The sequence below is a fragment of the Xanthobacter sp. NM-59 genome (assembly GCF_021401125.1).
Taxonomy (GTDB): Bacteria; Pseudomonadota; Alphaproteobacteria; order Rhizobiales; family Xanthobacteraceae; genus Xanthobacter.
This window is the reverse complement of record NZ_JACBFQ010000001.1, coordinates 1,043,775-1,060,904: the sequence shown is the minus strand read 5'-3', so window position 1 is coordinate 1,060,904 and position 17,130 is coordinate 1,043,775. Positions and strand designations below refer to the sequence as shown.

The following is a 17,130-nucleotide window of genomic DNA, read 5'->3' as shown; positions in this document are numbered from 1 at the left end:
TCTTCAACAGGGGCGTCGGCATGAGATGCTTCGGCGTCGATGGAGGGGAGATCCGGGAGGAGTTGTTTGATCCTGCTCGGCTCACCGGAGCTGTGGTGCGGCCCGTTTCTGCCTGTCGAGCATGGCGCGGCCGCGTGCCTCGGGGGATGTTGCCGATGGGCTCCAGGGATCGGAATTGGTCGACGTAAGTCAGGGTCGCGAGCTCGACAGCCTCGACGGCCAGCTGACCTGAGATCCTGATCCTCCTCCAGATTTACGTTGAGTCCATCGACCATGGAGACGGAGGATGCGAGCCACACGGTTCATTGAGGAACAGATCATTGGGATACCAAAGGAGCGGGAGGCGGGGGCGAAGACTGCTGACCTCTGCCACAAGCATGGCAGTCCTCGGCGAACTTCTACAAGTTCGAGGCGAAGTACGGCGGCATGGACGTGTCTGATGCCCGACGCCTGGAGGCGCTTGAAGAGGAGAACGCGCGGCTGAAGAAGCTGCTCGCTGAGCAGATGCTCGACAACGCCATTCTGCGGGATTTCAGCTCAAAAAAATGGTGACGCCCGATGCGAGGCGCAAAGCCGTGGCTCATGCCTGTCCGGCGCAGGGGGTTAGCCAGCGTCGGGCGTGCAAGGCGCTGGGCGTCGAACGCACTAGGTCGGATCGACATTCAGGATTCCCAAGGCTGGAGAGTGCTGATTGCTGGGGTTGCGTGTTTTTGGAGCACGGAGCCCTGCGATGGCCGCGAAACGGTACGAGTTGAGCGATGCCCAGTGGGCGAAGATCGCGTCGTTGCTGCCAGGCAAAGCCACGGATCCGGGCCGGAGCGGTTCGGACAACCGTTTGTGCGTGAACGGCTGTCTGTGGGTTTGGCGCTCCGGGGCCCGTTGGTGCGACCTGCCCGAACGCTATGGCCGCTGGAAGAGCGTTCATAAGCGCTTCAGCCGGTGGTGCCACACCGCGGCATGGGAGCGGGTGTTCGAGGTCCGGACTGCCGATCTCGACAACCAATATCTGATGATCGACAGCACCATTGTCCGGGCTCACCAGCCGGCGGCGAGCAGAAAAGGGGGGCGATCGGGCGCTGGGGCGTTCCCGAGGCGGATTGACCACCAAGGTCCACATGCTGGCCGACGCACTGGGCCGACCTGTGCGCTTCATCATCACGTCCGGTCAGGCGGGCGATGTCACCGTCGCTCCTGCGTTGGTGGACGGCCTGGCCAGTCCCGCCGTGCTCGCCGACAAAGCCTATGACAGCAATGCTTTCCGCCGACACGTGGCGGACATCGGGGCGGCGGCGGTGATCCCATCCAACCGGACGCGGAAGATCCTCATCCCACACGATTTGACCTGAGCCCCATGTTCCCTCCGGCTTTGAGGAGAGTCCTTGGGTTGATGTTCGAGCCTATGCGGCCCGTTTTCGATCTGCCAGTCGTCGTGCAAACTCGTCGGGCGTGAGATTGCCCAGCGAGGAGTGAGGTCTGTTCGTGTTGTAGTCCTCCTTCCATGCGGAGATCCGTTGCCGGGCCTCCTGAAGCGACGAGAACAGCGTCTCGTTGAGACATTCTTCGCGGAAGCTGCCGTTGAAGCTCTCGATGAAGCCGTTCTGCATCGGTTTGCCGGGAGCAATGTAGTGCCAGTCGATCTGCCGGTCCTGGGACCAGCGCAGGATCGCCATGCTGGTGAACTCGGTGCCATTGTCCGAAACGATGACCTCGGGCCGCCCTCGCCGGGCAATGATACCATCGAGCTCGCGCACGACACGCCGACCTGAAAGCGACGTGTCCGTGACCAGAGCCAGACATTCGCGGGTATGGTCGTCGACCACCGTCAAGACCCGGAAACGGCGGCCATCGGTGAAGCTGTCGCTGACGAAGTCCAGGCTCCAGCGACGGTTCGCCCGATCCGGCACAACCATGGGACGCCTCGTCCCCAGAGCACGCTTGCGGCCGCCCCGCTTGCGAACCTGCAGCTTCTCCTCGCTATAGAGCCGCCGCAGCTTCTTGAGGTTCATCGTGATGCCGCAACGCTGCAGCATCACGTGAATCCTGCGATAGCCGAACCGTCGCCGTTCCGAGGCGACAGCCTTCATGGCCTCGCGCAGATCCACGTCCGGTTCCCGAGTGCTGCGGTAGCGCACACTCGAGCGATCGACCTCAAGAGCTTCGCACGCCCGCCGCTGGCTCACCCCGTGCACTTGGCAGGCGTGTGCCACAGCATCTCGCTTTGCGCCGGGCGTCACCATTTTTTTGCTGCGACATCCTTGAGGATCGCATTGTCGAGCATCGCGTCGGCCAGAAGCGCTTCAGCCGGGCGTTCTCGTCCTCCAAGGTCTTCAGCCTGCGGGCGTCCGACACATCCAGCCCGCCATACTTGGCCTTCCACTTGTAGAAGGTCGCTCCGCTGATCCCGTGCTTGCGGCACAGATCGGCCGTCCCGAGCCCCGCCTCCTGCTCCTTCAATATCCCGATGATCTGATCTTCGCTGAACCGTGAACGCTTCATTCGTCCGCCCGTCATCTGCAGCGGACTCTACCAAAATCTGGAGGAGGTTCAGGGGATCAGGTCACCCCGCTCGGTGATCTGAAGGACCGCGTCGCGCCTAAAGTCCTCGGTGAAGTTCGCTTTTCCCATCGGGGCCTCCTTGCCTCAAAATTTAGCGAAGAAGGCCTCCTGGAATCCAGGGGCTACTCAGTGAGCGAGAGCCAATGACGCTTCAGGATCGGCGCCAGAGGCTTCAGGCCGGCATCTGGAAGCTCAGCAGCTTGCGCTGTGGGAAGTCGTAGAGCTTGCCGGTCTCGGCGAAGTCGGGAAGGCACAAGGGCAGGATGGCGGCGGCGGCCTCTTCCGGCGTCGGCAGGGTCATGGGGTCCTCGCCGGGGAAGGCCTTGGCGCGCATCTGCGTGCGGATCGGGCCGGGATTGAAGAGGTTCACCTTGAGGTTGCCGTTGATGGCTTCGGCGGCCCAGGTGCGGGCCATCACCTCGAGCGCGGCCTTGGTAATGGCATAGGGGCCCCAATAGGCCCGCGCCTTGTGGGCGGCGCCGGAGGAGATGACCACGGCCCGCGCAGTGGTGGAGAGGCGCAGCAGCGGGTCAAACGAGCGGATGCAGCGCCAGTTGGCAGTGATGTTGACGGCCACCGTCGCGTCCCAGTCCTTGGGCAGCACGTGGCCCAGGGGCGAGAGCGGGCCGAGCACGCCCGCATTGGCCACATAGACGTCGAGCCGGCCATAGCGCTCATAGAGCGCACCGCCCAGGCGGTCGATGCCCTCGCTGTCCTTCAGGTCCAGCGGCACCAGCGTGGCATTGCCGCCGATGGCGGTGATGGCGTCGTCCAGCTCCTCGAGCCCGCCTTCGCTGCGGCCCACGGCCACCACGTGAGCGCCGGCGGCGGCCAGGGCCAGGGCCGTGGCGGCGCCGATGCCGCGGGTGGCGCCGGTGACGAGGGCGATCTTGTCGGCGAGGGGCTTGCCGCCGGTCGGGCTGATATCGGTCATGGATGCTCCGCGGGCGTTATCGTTGCAGGCGAGATGAGCCGCGTTCGTCGCCAAAGTCCAGCCTTCCGCGGCGCTCTCCCCCGGTTGTGACGCCGCAGGCGCTCGCGGGCGCAATGACGGCGCCTTCGGTCCGTGAGATGGGCTTGAACGGAATAAGGGGCGGCGGGCCGATCCGGCGCTGGAGGTCTCGAACGGGCGCCATGGCCCGGCGCGGAGGGAGGGCTCCGCGCCGGAAAGGCTCAGCTCGCTTCGGCGAGAAGCGAGAGCTGCTGCGCGCCGACGGCGCCGGAACGGTCCGTGAGGGGCGTGGGATAGTCGCCGGTGAAGCAATGGTCGGTGAATTGCGGCCGCACCGGGTCGCGGCCCTCATAGCCCATGGCCCGATACACGCCGTCCACCGTCAGGAAGGCGAGGGAATCGGCGCCGATATAGCGGCGCATGCCCTCCAGATCATGGGTGGCGGCCAGCAGCTTGTTCCGGTCCGGCGTGTCGATGCCGTAATAATCGGGATGGGTGATGGGCGGCGAGGCGATGCGGAAATGCACCTCCTTGGCGCCGGCATCACGCATCATCTGCACGATCTTCACGGAGGTGGTGCCGCGCACCAGACTGTCGTCCACGAGCACGATGGAGCGGCCCTCGACCACCGAGCGGTTGGCCGAGTGCTTCATGCGCACGCCCTGATCGCGAATGGTCTGGGTGGGCTGGATGAAGGTGCGCCCCACATAGTGGTTGCGGATGATGCCCAGCTCGTAGGGAATGCCCGAATGCTGGGAGAAGCCGATCGCCGCCGGCACGCCGGAATCCGGCACGGGCACGATCACGTCGGCATTGGCGGGGGCCTCTTCGGCCAGCACCTGCCCGAACTTCTTGCGCACCTGGTAGACGGAGCGCCCGCCCACCACTGAATCCGGCCGGGCGAAATAGATGTACTCGAAGATGCAGGGGCGCGCCGGCACCTCGGGGAAGGGCTTGTAGGATTGCAGGCCGTCCTCGTCGATGACGATGACCTCGCCGTTCTCCACGTCGCGCACATAGCGCGCGCCGATGATGTCGAGGGCGCAGGTTTCGGAAGCCAGGATGGGCGAGCCTTCCAGGGTGCCGAGCACCAGCGGGCGGATGCCCAGCGGGTCGCGGGCGCCGATGAGCTTCTTGTTGGTGAGCGCCACCAGCGAGTAGGCCCCCTCCAGCCGCTGGAGCGCATCGACGAAGCGGTCGATGAAACGCGGCTTGCTGGAGCGCGCGACCAGGTGAAGAATCACCTCGGTATCAGTGGTGGACTGGGTGATGGCCCCCTCGCGCACCAGCTGCTTGCGCAGGGTGAGGCCATTGGTGAGGTTGCCGTTGTGGCCCACGGCGAAGCCGCCGGAATCGAGCTCGGCGAACAGCGGCTGCACATTGCGCAGCAGGGTTTCGCCGGTGGTGGAATAGCGCACATGCCCCACTGCGGAATCGCCCGGCAGGCGATCGATGACGGCGGCGTCGGAGAAGGCGTCGCCCACGAGGCCGAGCCGCCGCTCCGAATGAAAGCGCCGGCCATCGAAGGAGACGATGCCGGCGGCTTCCTGTCCGCGGTGCTGCAAGGCGTGCAGGCCGATGGCCGTCACCGCTCCGGCGTGGGGATGGTTGTAGATCCCGAACACGCCGCATTCCTCGCGCAGGCTGTCACCGTCGAGATCGAGATCGATCCCGGAGGAATAATGGGTGCCGTCGCCCGCGCCGTTCATGCCGCCCGCGTCCATCTTGTCCATTTTGCACCTCCGCTCGGCGGCCCTAGTGGCCGGTACCGCGCGTGCTCTCCAGCAACTGGTTGAAACCCTGCTGATCCACCTGCGGGTTATTGCCCGAAAGGGACCGTTGGCTTCCTTGGGTTCCCTGGGCGGCGAACGCCACCCTGCCTTGAGCCCCGAGACCCGTGTTGTCGGAACGCTGGCCCCCCGCCGGGGCTGCGGGATTATCACCCTCTTCCGGGGCGGGCTGCTTCTTTAATTTGTTCAAGATGGTGTTTTCAGGGTCATCCGGCAACTGGGCCATCAGCCAATCGCCCGCACTTTGCAAGGCGGGACGCGATTTTGCGTCCACGACCCACGGCGGCTGGCTCTTCGTCGGAACCAGCCAGTTGAAGAAAAGGAAGGCAACGACCATCACGAGTAGGCCGCGCGCCAGGCCGAACAGGAAGCCCAGGCTGCGGTCGAGCGCGCCGATTCGGCTGTCGAGCACCACGTCGGAGATGCGCGCGGTGAGGATGGAAGCGATGAGCAGCGTGCCCAGGAACAGTATTCCCACCGTGGCGGCCGTGGCCGCCGTATCCTGGGAGATGTACTGCTTCACATAAGGCAATGCAGGCTTGTAGAAAAAGAGGGTGACGCCCGCGGCGACAGCCCACGACAGGATGCTGAAGACTTCCCGCAACAGCCCTCGCACCATGGCGAGGATGCCCGAAATCAGCATCACGGAAATGACAATGATGTCCAGTAGGGTGACAGGCATTGGTGCATCGGTCCGTGGTCGGTGGCGCGCGGGACAAGCGCACCCTGCCGCTCCACGCCATGCGGAGCGCGCCGCGCGGGTCATATAGCCCGCGCTTCCCGGCTCGTCATCCTCCCTGTTGGGTCAGTCTTCGTCCTCAGGGTCGCCGGCGGCGGCTACCGCCGCGCGGGAACGGGCGCCCGCCGTGCCTTGAGCGGGGCGCATGGCTGCCTTTCGGGGCGCGCGGGAGGCGATGGAGGCCACCAGCTGGGCCAGGGAGGAGATGGCGTCCACCTCCACCGGAGGCGTTGTGCCATCAAGGCCGCCGGCCGGAATGATGGCGCGGGCAAAGCCGAGCTTGGCGGCCTCCTTGAGGCGGGCCGGAGCCTGCGACACCTGCCGCACGGCGCCGGTGAGGCTGGCTTCCCCGAAATACACAGCATCCGCCGGCAGCGGGGCCCCCGTGAGGGAGGAAACCAGGGCCGCAGCCACCGCCAGGTCCGCCGCCGGCTCGTTGATGCGGAAGCCGCCGGCCACGTTCAAATAAACGTCATGTCCGCCGAGCCGCACGCCGCAGCGCGCGTCCAGCACCGCCAGCACCATGGACAGGCGATTGGGGTCCCAGCCCACCACGGCTCGGCGCGGCGTGCCCAGGGAGGAGGGGGCGACCAGCGCCTGGATTTCCACCAGCACCGGCCGGGTGCCTTCCATGCCGGCGAACACGGCGGTGCCGGGCGCGCCCAGATCGCGGTTGGACAGGAACAGCTCGGAGGGGTTGGCCACCTCCTTCAGCCCGCCGCCGGTCATCTCGAACACGCCGATTTCGTCGGTGGGGCCGAAGCGGTTCTTCTGCGCGCGCAGCACGCGGAACTGATGGCCACCATCGCCTTCGAACGAGAACACCGCGTCCACCATGTGTTCCACCACCCGCGGACCGGCGATCTGCCCATCCTTGGTCACATGGCCGACGAGGATCACGCAGGCCCCGGTCTGCTTGGCATAGCGCACCAGGAGCTGGGCGGAGGTGCGCACCTGGGTCACCGTGCCGGGCGCCGATTCGACGCTGTCGGACCACATGGTCTGGATGGAATCGATGACCACCACATGCACGGGCGGCCCGCCCGCGAGGGTGGCGAGAATGTTTTCCGCGTTGGTTTCGGCCGCAAGGCCCACCTTGGCGCCGGCGAGGCCGAGGCGCTGGGCGCGCATGCGCACCTGGTCCACCGCCTCTTCGCCGGAGACATAGACCACGTTGAGCCCGCGCGCGGCGAGCGCCGCCGAGGCCTGGACCAGGAGGGTGGATTTGCCGATGCCCGGGTCGCCGCCGATGAGGAGGATGGAGCCGGGCACGAAGCCGCCACCGGCCACCCGGTCCAGTTCGCCAATGCCGCAGACGAGGCGGGGCGTCGGGTTGCCCGCGCCCTCCAGGCTCTCCAGGGCGAAGGCCCGGCCCTTGCGGCTGGCCCGCTGGGCGGCGGGCACCGATGCGGCGACGGCGACTTCTTCGGAAATGGTGTTCCAGGCGCCGCAGGCATCGCACTTGCCCTGCCAGCGCGAATAGACGGTGCCGCAGGACTGGCAGACGAATGTGTGGTCGCGTTTGGCCATGAGCATCCCGATCGGACATGCCGGCCGAATCCGCCATGTCCTCCGGGGGAGCTTATATCATTGGCCGGCGGCGCTGGCGGGGATGCCCGCCTTTCAGCAGGCCTCGCGCAGAAGCGGGGCCTGGAAGGTGGCAAGGCCCGAAGAAATGAGCTGCTCGATCTCGCGGAAGGTGGCCTCCATCTCACCGGAGATGGCGTCGTGCAGCACGCTGAGCTTCTCGGCGCGCTCGCGCTCGCGGCCCTCCAGGAGCGCCAGCGCGGCGCCGATAACGGCCTGGGGGCCCTCGAACCGGCCCGAGGCCACGAAACGGTCGATGAGACCGGAATGTTCCGCTGAAAGATCGAGGTGTTCAGACATGAGGGCCTCCCAACGGGTGCGCAGGCGCGAGATCTGGCTGCCGGAAACGCTGTGGGGAGGTTTGAGGCGCGGTGTGCTCCGCGATGCTCCAAGCCCATGTCCCTGGCCGCTTCAGGCACGTGCCCAGCTTTGCCAAACATGGTTAACATCAGATTAATACCACCGGCGCCGGTTTCGGATCGCTGCCGGGTGGGGGCGGCTGAGGTCGCGCGGCGACCTCGCTTGTGGAGGCTCTCCGTCGCCTGCAGGATGCAGAACGGCCGGGGCGGAAGGTCCGTCCCGGCCGTGGCGCGTGAGTGGTCTTGCTGTTCACATGACTTGGCGCAGGACCAGATAGAGGCCGCCCGACAGCACGATGGCGGCCGGCAGGGTGAGCACCCACGCCATCAGCAGATTGCGCACCGTGGACATCTGCAGCCCCGAGTGATTGGCCGCCATGGTGCCGGCCACGCCCGAGGACAGCACGTGGGTGGTGGACACCGGCAGGCCATACATGTCGGCCGCGCCGATGGTCGCCATGGCCACCAGCTCGGCCGCGCCGCCCTGGGCGTAGGTCAGGTGGGTCTTGCCGATCTTCTCGCCCACCGTGACCACGATGCGCTTCCAGCCCACCATGGTGCCCAGGCCCAGCGCGATGGCCACCGCCACCTTCACCCAAAGCGGGATGAACTTGGTGGCTTGGTCGAGCTGCTTCTTGAACGCGCCGAGATTGTCGCGCGCGGTGGCATCCAGCTTCGGCGCCCCGGTCTTGCCCATCACCCGGATGGTCTCCGAGGCGAGGTACATGTCGTTGCGCATGTTGGAGACCGAGGCCGCCGGCACCTGCGCCAGCGTCTCATGGGTGCCCACCATGTCCGAGATCTCGCGGGTCACCTGGGCGAGCGCCGGCAGCACGTCCGCGCCGACCTCGTGGTCGCGCACATAGGCGGTGAGCACCGCGCGCGGATTCGCCGGCGCGGGAGCATTTCCGGCGGCCTGCTGGAGCGAGGCTTCCGTGGCCTGGGCGATGGCACGGAACTGCGCCACTTCCTCCACGTTCACCGCGCGGTTGAGGGCGTAGGCCGTGGGCACGATGCCGATGAGGATCAGCATGATGAGGCCCATGCCCTTCTGCCCGTCATTGGAACCGTGGGCGAAGGAAACGCCGGTGCAGGTAAGCACGAGCAGGCCGCGAATCCACCACGGCGGCGGCTTGTGGCCGTCCGGCGCGCGATAGAGTGAGGGGTTGCGCACGGTCACCTTCAGCGTCAGCAGCAGCAGGCCGGCGGCGATGAAGCCGATGATGGGCGAGAACAGCAGTGAGTAGCCCACATTGGCGGCCTGCCCCCAGTCCACGCCCGAGGTGCCATCGCGCCCCTGCACCAGCTGGTTGGCGACGCCGACGCCGATGATGGAGCCGATGAGGGTGTGGGAGGAGGAAGCCGGCAGGCCGAGCGACCAGGTGCCGAGATTCCACAGGATGGCGGCGATGAGCAGCGCGAACACCATGGCCATGCCGGCGCCGGACCCCACATTGAGGATCAGCTCCACCGGCAGCAGCGACACGATGCCGAACGCCACCGCGCCGGAGGAAACCAGAACGCCCAGGAAGTTCCAGGCGCCAGACCAGATGACCGCGAAATGGGCCGGCAGCGAATTGGTGTAGATCACCGTCGCCACCGCATTGGCGGTGTCGTGGAAGCCATTCACGAACTCGAAGCCGAGTGCGATGAGCAGCGCCACCACCAGGAGGAGGAAGGGCAGGATGGCCAGCGTGCTGGTGCCCGAGTCCACCACATCCCTCCAGATGGAGAAGCCGGTAAAACCAAGGCCCCCGATCAGCAGGGCGAAGAACAGGAAGATTTCCAGGAGCCCATGGTCTCGATCCATGGACGCGCGCCTGGCAGAGGCGTGGTGGCCTGCCGCTGGGGCGTGATGCGGCGTCGCGGCTTGCGACATGAACGTCTCCATTCAACCATCGGAGATCCGTCCTGCTGGACGGCCGCCCGTTGGTTGACAGGAGGGCGTGACACGCGAGTGACGCTTCAGGATACCACTTCGGGCGTTTTTCGACCGAAGTGGATACCGGTGCCCTTGAGCAATGCGCATCAACGCGATGAGCCGGAGCATGCCCACCGCATTCGGGGCGGTGGGCGCCGCTTTCATCCGCCGATATAGTGGCGCAGATAGCGCCCGCCCAAGGCGGTGAGCACCTCATAGCCGATGGTGCCCGCCTTTTCGGCCAGCTCGTCCACGCTGATACCCTCGCCCAGGAACACCGCCTTGTCGCCGCGCGCCACGGTGTCCGGCGGCAGGTCGGTGATGTCGAGGGTGGCGAGGTCCATGGAGATGCGGCCGACCAGCGGGCAGCGCTGGCCCGCCAGCACGGCTTCGGCTCCGCGCCGGGCATCGGTGGAGCCGGCGGCGCGGAAGAAGCCGTCAGCGTAACCGACATGCACGGTGGCCAGGCGGCTGTCGCGGGTGAGGCGCTGGGTGGCGCCATAGCCCACCGTTTCGCCGGCAGGGGCGGTGCCCACCTGGATCACCCGCGCTTCGAGCCGCACCACGGGGCGCAGCGGCGGCACACCAGAAATGGCGACGCCCCCATAGAGGAAGATGCCCGGCCGAACGAGATCAAAGCGGAATTCCCGCCCCATCAGCGTGCCGGCTGAATTGGCGAGGGAGGCTTTCACCTGTGGAAAGCGTCGCGCCACGTCCGCGAACACCAAATGCTGGCGCGCGGTGAGCACATGGCCGGGCGTGTCGGCGCAGGCGAGATGGCTCATGATGAGGCTGGGCGTGAAACCCAGCATCCGATAGCTCTCGGACAGCCGCACCGCCTCTTCCAGCGAAATTCCGAGCCGGTGCATGCCCGTATCCACATGGATGGCCGCCGGCAGGTTCACCCCCTGGTCACGGCAATAGTCGCTCCACTCGCCGATTTCCGGTGCCGAGCCGAGGACGGGGCGGAGATTCGCCGCGGCGAAGGCCGGAGCGGTGCCGGGCAGAAGGCCGTTCAGCGCATAGATGGTGGCCTCGGGCAGCAGGGTGCGCAGATGCTGCGCCTCCTTCAGGTGCGCCACGAAAAAGGTGCGCGCGCCCGCCCGCCAGAGGGCCGGGGCGACGCGGTCGATGCCGAGGCCATAGGCATTGGCCTTCACCACCGCCGCGCATTCGGCGGGGGCGGCGAGGGCGGAAAGGGTACGCCAATTGTCGGCGATGGCGGACAGGTCCACCGTGAGAATCGCCCCCGCATCCGGCTCGGCGGCCGCGAACGCCTCGGCGGCGGCGTCGGCGGCGGCGTCGGGGGCGCCTGTGGCTTGCCCGTCCGTCAACTCCGGGGCGGCAGGTGGTCCTCCCGCGCCAGGTTGGAGAAGCGGGTGAATTGGGGCTCGAAATGCACCTTCACCGTCCCCGTCGGGCCGTGACGCTGCTTGCCGATGATGATTTCGGCCGTGTTCTCGGCCGCCTTCATCTCGATCTCCCACTTGAACCACTCCTCTGTGCCCGGCTTGGGTTCCTTGCTCTTGAGGTAATACTCCTCACGAAACACGAACATGACCACGTCGGCGTCCTGCTCGATGGAGCCGGATTCGCGAAGGTCCGAAAGCTGGGGCCTCTTGTCGTCTCGCGCTTCCACCTGACGCGAAAGCTGCGACAGCGCCATAATGGGCACTTGCAGTTCCTTCGCCAAGGCCTTCAGGCCGGTGGTGATCTCGGTGATCTCCTGCACGCGCCCCTGGGACGAGGACTTGGAAGAGCCGGACAGGAGCTGCAGGTAATCCACAACCATAAAATCGAGCCCGCGCTGGCGCTTCAGCCGCCGGGCGCGCGCCACCAGCTGGGCGATGGAGATGCCGCCGGTGTCGTCGATATAGAGCGGGATCGCCTGCATGGTCTGGGCGGCGGCCGCGAGCTTGGAGAATTCGGATTCCGAGATGTCGCCGCGCCGGATCTTGTAGGAGGCGATTTCCGCCTGCTCCGCGAGAATACGGGTGGCAAGCTGCTCGGACGACATTTCCAGGGAGAAGAAGCCCACCACGCCGCCCGACACCGCCTCGATGGAGCCATCGGCCTTCTGCTCGCCGCGATAGGCGGCGGCGATATTGAAGGCGATGTTGGTGGCGAGCGAGGTTTTGCCCATGGCCGGTCGCCCGGCCAGGATGATGAGATCCGATGGCTGGAGCCCGCCCATCTGCTGGTCGAGGTCGTCGAGCGCGGTGGCGATGCCGGAAAGGTGCCCGTCGCGCTGGAAGGCCTTGGAGGCCATGTCCACCGATTCGCGCAGGGCATCGCCGAACTTCAGGAAGCCGCCGTCATAGCGCCCGCTCTCGGCAATTTCGTAGAGACGCTTTTCCGCCTGCTCGATCTGCTCCTGAGGCGAGGCGTCCACGGCCGCGTCGAAGGCGTCGTTGACGATTTCCTCGCCGATCTGGATGAGATCGCGGCGCACCGCGAGGTCATAGATGGCGCGGCCGTAATCCTCGGAATTGATGATGGTGGTGGCTTCGGCCGCCAGCCGCGCCAGATATTGCGGGCCGGTGAGCCCGGCCACGTCCAGCTCGGCGGGCAGGAAGGTCTTGAGCGTGACGGGCGTCGCGATCTTGCCGGCGCGGATGAGCGCGCTCACCACCTCGTACAGCTTGCCGTGCAGCGGTTCGTAGAAGTGGCGCGGCTCCAGGAAGTCGGAGACGCGGTAGAACGCCTCGTTGTTCACCAGAATGGCGCCGAGCAGCGCCTGCTCCGCCTCCAGATTGTGGGGCGCCTGGCGGTAGGTGGGGACGATTTCCCCCTTGTTCGGAAGATCGAGCATGGTCACGAGTCCACGGCTTGGGGATCTCGTTTAACAGGGTTAGCCCTTACGAGTCCCTTGCCACGATGACTCCGCGGCAAGGGAAATCTTCCACAGGGGTGAACTTCGGGGATAGCGGCGACATCGCTCTCCCTGGACCTTTCAGGCGATGGCCTCAAGGATTCGCACCCAGCTGCGCGTGCCCTTGTGGAACGAGGTGAGATCATACTTCTCGTTCGGCGAGTGCACACGGTCGTCGTCGAGGCCGAAGCCGATCAGCAGGGTATCCACCCCCAGCAGGGCCTTGAACTGGCCGACGATGGGAATGGACCCGCCCGTGCCGATGGTCACCGGTTTCACGCCCCATTCGGCCTCCAGCGCGGCAGACGCCTTGATGAGGTCCGCGCTCTCGGGCGGCACCATGAAAGCGCGCGAGCCCTCGGCCTTGGCCAGCTCCGCCTTGCAGTCCGCCGGCACGCGCGCCGCCACGAAGGCCGCGAAGGCGTCGCGGATCTTCGCCGGGTCCTGGTCCGCCACCAGGCGGAACGAGATCTTGGCCGTGGCCTTGGACGGGATGATGGTCTTCGAGCCTTCCCCCGTATAGCCGCCATAGATGCCATTGATTTCGAAGGTCGGGCGCGACTGGATCTGCTCGATCAGCATGCGGTCGTGCTCGCCCACCGCGCGGGACAGCCCCACCGGCCCCAGGAAGCCTTCGGCGGTAAGGCCGAGCTTTTCCCAGCGCGCGCGCACCTCCGCCGGCGGCTCGCGCACATCGTCATAGAAGCCGGGAATGGTGACGCGGCCGTTCGCGTCGTGCACGTCGGCGATGATCTTGGAGAGAATGTGGATGGGGTTGGCCGCCGCCCCCCCGAACAGGCCCGAATGCAGGTCGCGATTGGCGCCGGTAATAGTGAGCTCGGTGTGCAGGATGCCGCGCAGGGACGTGGTGATGGAGGGTGTCTTCGCATCCCACATGCCGGTGTCGCAGACCAAAGCGATGTCCGCCTTCAGGTCGTCCGCGTGGGCCGCCAGGAAGGCGGGCAGGCTGGGAGAGCCGCACTCCTCCTCGCCTTCCAGCATCACGGTCACGTCCACCGGCAGGCGGCCGGATGTGTCCCTGATGGCGCGCAGGGCGCCGAGGAAAGTGAGCACCTGGCCTTTATCGTCGGCCGCGCCCCGCGCCACGATGGTGCGCCGCCCATCCGGCGTCTCACCCAGGCGGGGCTCGAACGGCGGGGTCTGCCACAGGTTCAGGGGGTCCACGGGCTGCACGTCGTAGTGGCCGTAAAACAGCACCCGGCGCGCCGCGCCCGTGTCGGTGCGGGCCAGCACCACCGGATGGCCCGCCGTCTGGTGCACCTGTGCCGCAAGGCCGAGATCGGCGAGCTGGGCCGCCGCCCATTCGGCCGCCGCAACGCAGGCGGACTTGTGGGCGGGATCGGTGGAGATGGACGGGATTTTCAGGAATTCGAACAGCCGCGCCAGGGACGCGTCGAGTCCCGTATCGACCTTCTCCAATGCCTGATCCACCGCCGTCATCATGTCCTCCATTCCGCAGGGCCTGGGCCAGCCCCGGTTCCGCCGACGAGTCGCGTGCTCGCCTGCCGGCGGCCATAAGGCCCCGGCCTTTCGGCAGAATTGTGCCATCCGGGCCAGGGCGCCGCCGTCACCAGCGGCCGTTCGCGAGGGATGGTTGCATGCCGGTGGAAGGATGCGCCAGGGGCGCGCGACGGTAAAGGGCGGACGCTTTGCGTTTTCCCCCAGGGACCCACGACACGATCGTGACGCACGACGCCATCATATCGAAAGGGGGGGCGCCTGGAGGGCTCGCGCCCGCGCCTTGCGCGGCACGACGCATCCAGCGGGAGCGGGCCAGCGCAAAGGTCGGAGCCGTCGTAGGGCGGGGGCAGTAACGCCCGGCAACGCGCAGGCACGGCGCCGCATTGGCGCCGTGCTTCATGTCAGCTCAAGGGCGCCGCAGCCACATGGCCGGCATCGCCTGAAATCTGATCGGCGGAAGCCGGAGCGGACACCGCGCCGCCACGCACCACCCGACGGGCACGCTGCATGACAGAGCCGATGCGACGATAGAGGAGGCGCGGCAGGCGCGCCGACCGCGGCATCATAGCCGCCACGGGCAGCCGCGCGCATCAGCGCCTGGGTGGGGGCTTCGGCGACCAGGACCGCGGGGGCGCCATTGCCATCGCGATAGGGGTTCTCCGGAATCTGATCCGGATTGTCCGCGTGCACGATCAGCACATCCGGCTGCCCGGTGGCCATGCTGCCGGCCGCCGCTTCAAGGCTGCCGGCTTCCTGAACGCCACCAACGCCGAAGGCGATGAGAGAATTGCGAAGCGCCTCGCGACGCTCCACCTGCGAGTCAACGATGAGAATGCGGGCTGTCGGTAACACCTTCATGAGGCGCTCCATCTGCTGTGGCGCCCATCCGGCTGAACCAGGATGAGACGCACCATTCAGAAAAGGGACATGCGAGACCCCGCAATCTCGCTGTCACAACAGAAGATACCTGTTATGCGTGCATCAGGCAACAGGCTCCCTTACCAGGGTCAGGTGTTAGTTTTTGGCCCTAATGGAACTTTTGCTCTATTCGGTGCGGAATATCAGGAAAATCAACGGCTGATACTTCCCAGAATACCCCTCAGGATCGCACGGCCAAGCTGTGTTCCAACCTGGGTTGCGACCGATCGCGCAACCTGCCGTACAACCAGCTCGGTTGTAGACATGCGGCTCGACGTTCCGCTCTTCGGCACACTGGTGCCGGTGCGGCCCTTGGTGCCGCCGGTCGTCTTCTGCGAGGAGGGCTTGGTCTGGCCGGTACGCTCGGCCTTCACCTCGGGCAGGCCGAGCACGGTGCCCAGCACCGAATCCAGAATCCCACCACCGCCGCTGGACGAGGCGGGAGGGCTCGCCGGGGCCGAGCTTTCGCGCGCATGGTCCGCTGTCTGCTGCTCGGCCCGCTGCTGTAGGCGCTCGAAGGCGGATTCACGGTCGATGGCGGTATCATAAGTGTGGCCGACCGGGCTTTTCGCCATGATGGCAGCCCGTTCCGGCGCGCTGAGCGGCCCCACGCGGGCGGACGGCGGGCGGATCAAGGTGCGCTCGACGATGGAGGGAATTCCGTTGCCCTCCAAGGTGGAGATGAGGGCCTCGCCCTTGCCCAGCTCCATGATGACCTGCGCCGTGTTCAGGGCCGGGTTGGGGCGGAAGGTCTCCGCCGCAGCCTTTACGGCCTTCTGGTCGCGCGGGGTGAAGGCGCGCAAAGCGTGCTGCACCCGGTTGCCCAGCTGAGCCAGCACGCTGTCGGGCACATCCAGCGGGTTCTGGGTGACGAAATAGACGCCAACCCCCTTGGAGCGGATGAGGCGGACCACTTGTTCCACCTTTTCCAGCAGGATTTTCGGCGCCTCGTCGAACAGCAGATGGGCTTCATCGAAGAAGAAGACAAGCTTGGGCTTGTCCGGATCCCCCACTTCGGGCAGCTGCTCGAAGAGTTCGGCGAGCAACCACAGGAGGAAGCATGCATAAAGGCGCGGCGCGCCCATCAGCTTGTCCGCCGCCAGCACCGAAATGGTGCCGTAGCCCGAACGGTCCACCCGCATGATGTCACGGATCTCCAGGGCCGGCTCGCCGAAGAACTTGTCGGCGCCCTGGTTCTCCAGCATCAGCAACTGCCGCTGGATGGCGCCCACGCTCTGCGGGCTCACATTGCCGTATTGGGCACTGATCTGGGAGGCGTTCTCGGACACATAGGCCAGCATCGCCCGCAGGTCCTTCAGGTCCAGCAGTAGCAGGCCCTGCTCGTCGGCGATGCGGAAGACGATGTTGAGCACACCTTCCTGCGTGTCGTTGAGGTTCATGAGGCGCGCCAGCAGCAGCGGCCCCATTTCCGAGACGGTGGCGCGCACCGGATGGCCCTGCTCGCCGAACAGGTCCCAGAAGATCACCGGGAAGCTGTCGGGCGTGTAGGTGATGCCCACCTCGGTGGCGCGGGAGAGCAGGAAATCCTTGGACTCGCCCGGCATGGCGATGCCCGAGAGGTCGCCTTTGATATCGGCCGCGAACACCGGCACGCCGGCCCGCGAGAAGCCTTCCGCCAACACCTGCAAAGTCACCGTCTTGCCCGTGCCGGTGGCTCCGGTGACCAGCCCATGACGGTTGGCGAGCCGCAAGGTGAGGTATTCGTCCGCATCCATGACGGTTGGCGCCGCGCTTTTACGCGCCTTGGCAGCCGTGGCCGGTTCCGGGCCGAGCACCTTACCGAGGAAGATCTTGCCGTCCACGTCAGGGCTCGATGAGGGGGCTTGCGGCGTCATGGAGCTGTCCTCTTGGAACCATTCCTTCCGGAAACTCCCGCTGGCGGGAGGCCCGGAGGGCGAGTCGGATGGGATGTTGTCGCGCGGTTTCACCTGTG

General features: G+C 66.4%; 12 protein-coding genes and 3 pseudogenes. 3 read left to right on the top strand and 12 right to left on the bottom strand.

What is annotated here, in order from left to right:
* Positions 1 to 286: 286 nt before the first annotated feature.
* The 3 genes and pseudogenes from L0966_RS04950 to L0966_RS22445 all read left to right on the top strand — a co-directional run.
* Positions 287 to 644, top strand: a pseudogene (locus L0966_RS04950) (transposase); the annotation flags it as partial.
* 86 nt (positions 645 to 730) lie between these two features.
* A pseudogene (locus tag L0966_RS04945) lies at positions 731 to 1,126 on the top strand (IS5 family transposase); the annotation flags it as partial.
* Positions 1,026 to 1,346: a transposase gene (locus L0966_RS22445; protein ID WP_370640625.1), complete on the top strand. Its 321-nt coding sequence runs from the start codon at positions 1,026 to 1,028 to the stop codon at positions 1,344 to 1,346. The pseudogene L0966_RS04945 and the gene L0966_RS22445, both read left to right, overlap by 101 nt.
* A gap of 51 nt (positions 1,347 to 1,397) precedes the next feature.
* On the opposite strand, the pseudogene L0966_RS04940 reads toward L0966_RS22445, so the two are convergent.
* From L0966_RS04940 to L0966_RS04885, 12 genes and pseudogenes are all read right to left on the bottom strand, one after another.
* Positions 1,398 to 2,496 (bottom strand): annotated as a pseudogene (locus L0966_RS04940) (IS3 family transposase).
* Between the two features lie 232 nt (positions 2,497 to 2,728).
* Positions 2,729 to 3,490: an SDR family NAD(P)-dependent oxidoreductase gene (locus L0966_RS04935; RefSeq protein WP_234050697.1), complete on the bottom strand. Its 762-nt coding sequence runs from the start codon at positions 3,488 to 3,490 to the stop codon at positions 2,729 to 2,731.
* Between the two features lie 239 nt (positions 3,491 to 3,729).
* A complete protein-coding gene (purF, locus tag L0966_RS04930; RefSeq protein WP_234050841.1) occupies positions 3,730 to 5,217 on the bottom strand; it encodes an amidophosphoribosyltransferase in 1,488 nt (495 codons plus the stop codon).
* A 46-nt stretch (positions 5,218 to 5,263) separates the two neighbouring features.
* A complete protein-coding gene (locus L0966_RS04925; RefSeq protein ID WP_234050696.1) occupies positions 5,264 to 5,980 on the bottom strand; it encodes a CvpA family protein in 717 nt (238 codons plus the stop codon).
* Between the two features lie 123 nt (positions 5,981 to 6,103).
* Entirely contained in the window at positions 6,104 to 7,567 is a 1,464-nt protein-coding gene (radA, locus tag L0966_RS04920) for a DNA repair protein RadA (protein ID WP_234050695.1), read from the bottom strand.
* Positions 7,568 to 7,660: 93 nt separating this feature from the next.
* Positions 7,661 to 7,924, bottom strand: coding sequence for a type II toxin-antitoxin system ParD family antitoxin (locus L0966_RS04915; protein ID WP_234050694.1), 264 nt, complete (start codon positions 7,922 to 7,924; stop codon positions 7,661 to 7,663).
* 309 nt (positions 7,925 to 8,233) lie between these two features.
* Complete coding sequence (locus L0966_RS04910) at positions 8,234 to 9,793, bottom strand: inorganic phosphate transporter (RefSeq protein ID WP_234050693.1); 1,560 nt, start codon at positions 9,791 to 9,793, stop codon at positions 8,234 to 8,236.
* A gap of 272 nt (positions 9,794 to 10,065) precedes the next feature.
* Positions 10,066 to 11,238 carry an alanine racemase gene (alr, locus tag L0966_RS04905; RefSeq protein ID WP_234050692.1) on the bottom strand — a complete coding sequence of 391 codons (1,173 nt, stop codon included), beginning with the start codon at positions 11,236 to 11,238 and terminating at the stop codon, positions 10,066 to 10,068.
* On the bottom strand, positions 11,235 to 12,716 hold the full coding sequence (locus L0966_RS04900; protein ID WP_234050691.1) for a replicative DNA helicase: 1,482 nt from the start codon (positions 12,714 to 12,716) through the stop codon (positions 11,235 to 11,237). Before L0966_RS04900 ends, alr begins: the two co-directional genes overlap by 4 nt.
* A gap of 141 nt (positions 12,717 to 12,857) precedes the next feature.
* Positions 12,858 to 14,237, bottom strand: coding sequence for a dipeptidase (locus L0966_RS04895; RefSeq protein WP_234050840.1), 1,380 nt, complete (start codon positions 14,235 to 14,237; stop codon positions 12,858 to 12,860).
* A 417-nt stretch (positions 14,238 to 14,654) separates the two neighbouring features.
* Complete coding sequence (locus tag L0966_RS04890) at positions 14,655 to 15,116, bottom strand: hypothetical protein (protein WP_234050690.1); 462 nt, start codon at positions 15,114 to 15,116, stop codon at positions 14,655 to 14,657.
* A 212-nt stretch (positions 15,117 to 15,328) separates the two neighbouring features.
* Positions 15,329 to 17,032 carry a helicase HerA-like domain-containing protein gene (locus L0966_RS04885; RefSeq protein ID WP_370640624.1) on the bottom strand — a complete coding sequence of 568 codons (1,704 nt, stop codon included), beginning with the start codon at positions 17,030 to 17,032 and terminating at the stop codon, positions 15,329 to 15,331.
* Positions 17,033 to 17,130: the final 98 nt, after the last annotated feature.

Bases quoted from the DNA above. Each gene is read 5' to 3' on its own strand.
- L0966_RS04890 (WP_234050690.1), bottom strand. From the start codon at position 15,116: ATGAAGGTGTTACCGACAGCCCGCATTCTCATCGTTGACTCGCAGGTG.
- L0966_RS04915 (WP_234050694.1), bottom strand. From the start codon at position 7,924: ATGTCTGAACACCTCGATCTTTCAGCGGAACATTCCGGTCTCATCGAC.
- radA (WP_234050695.1), bottom strand. From the start codon at position 7,567: ATGGCCAAACGCGACCACACATTCGTCTGCCAGTCCTGCGGCACCGTC.
- purF (WP_234050841.1), bottom strand. From the start codon at position 5,217: ATGAACGGCGCGGGCGACGGCACCCATTATTCCTCCGGGATCGATCTC.
- L0966_RS04935 (WP_234050697.1), bottom strand. From the start codon at position 3,490: ATGACCGATATCAGCCCGACCGGCGGCAAGCCCCTCGCCGACAAGATC.
- L0966_RS04895 (WP_234050840.1), bottom strand. From the start codon at position 14,237: ATGACGGCGGTGGATCAGGCATTGGAGAAGGTCGATACGGGACTCGAC.
- L0966_RS04910 (WP_234050693.1), bottom strand. From the start codon at position 9,793: ATGGATCGAGACCATGGGCTCCTGGAAATCTTCCTGTTCTTCGCCCTG.
- L0966_RS04885 (WP_370640624.1), bottom strand. From the start codon at position 17,032: ATGACGCCGCAAGCCCCCTCATCGAGCCCTGACGTGGACGGCAAGATC.
- L0966_RS04900 (WP_234050691.1), bottom strand. From the start codon at position 12,716: ATGCTCGATCTTCCGAACAAGGGGGAAATCGTCCCCACCTACCGCCAG.
- L0966_RS04925 (WP_234050696.1), bottom strand. From the start codon at position 5,980: ATGCCTGTCACCCTACTGGACATCATTGTCATTTCCGTGATGCTGATT.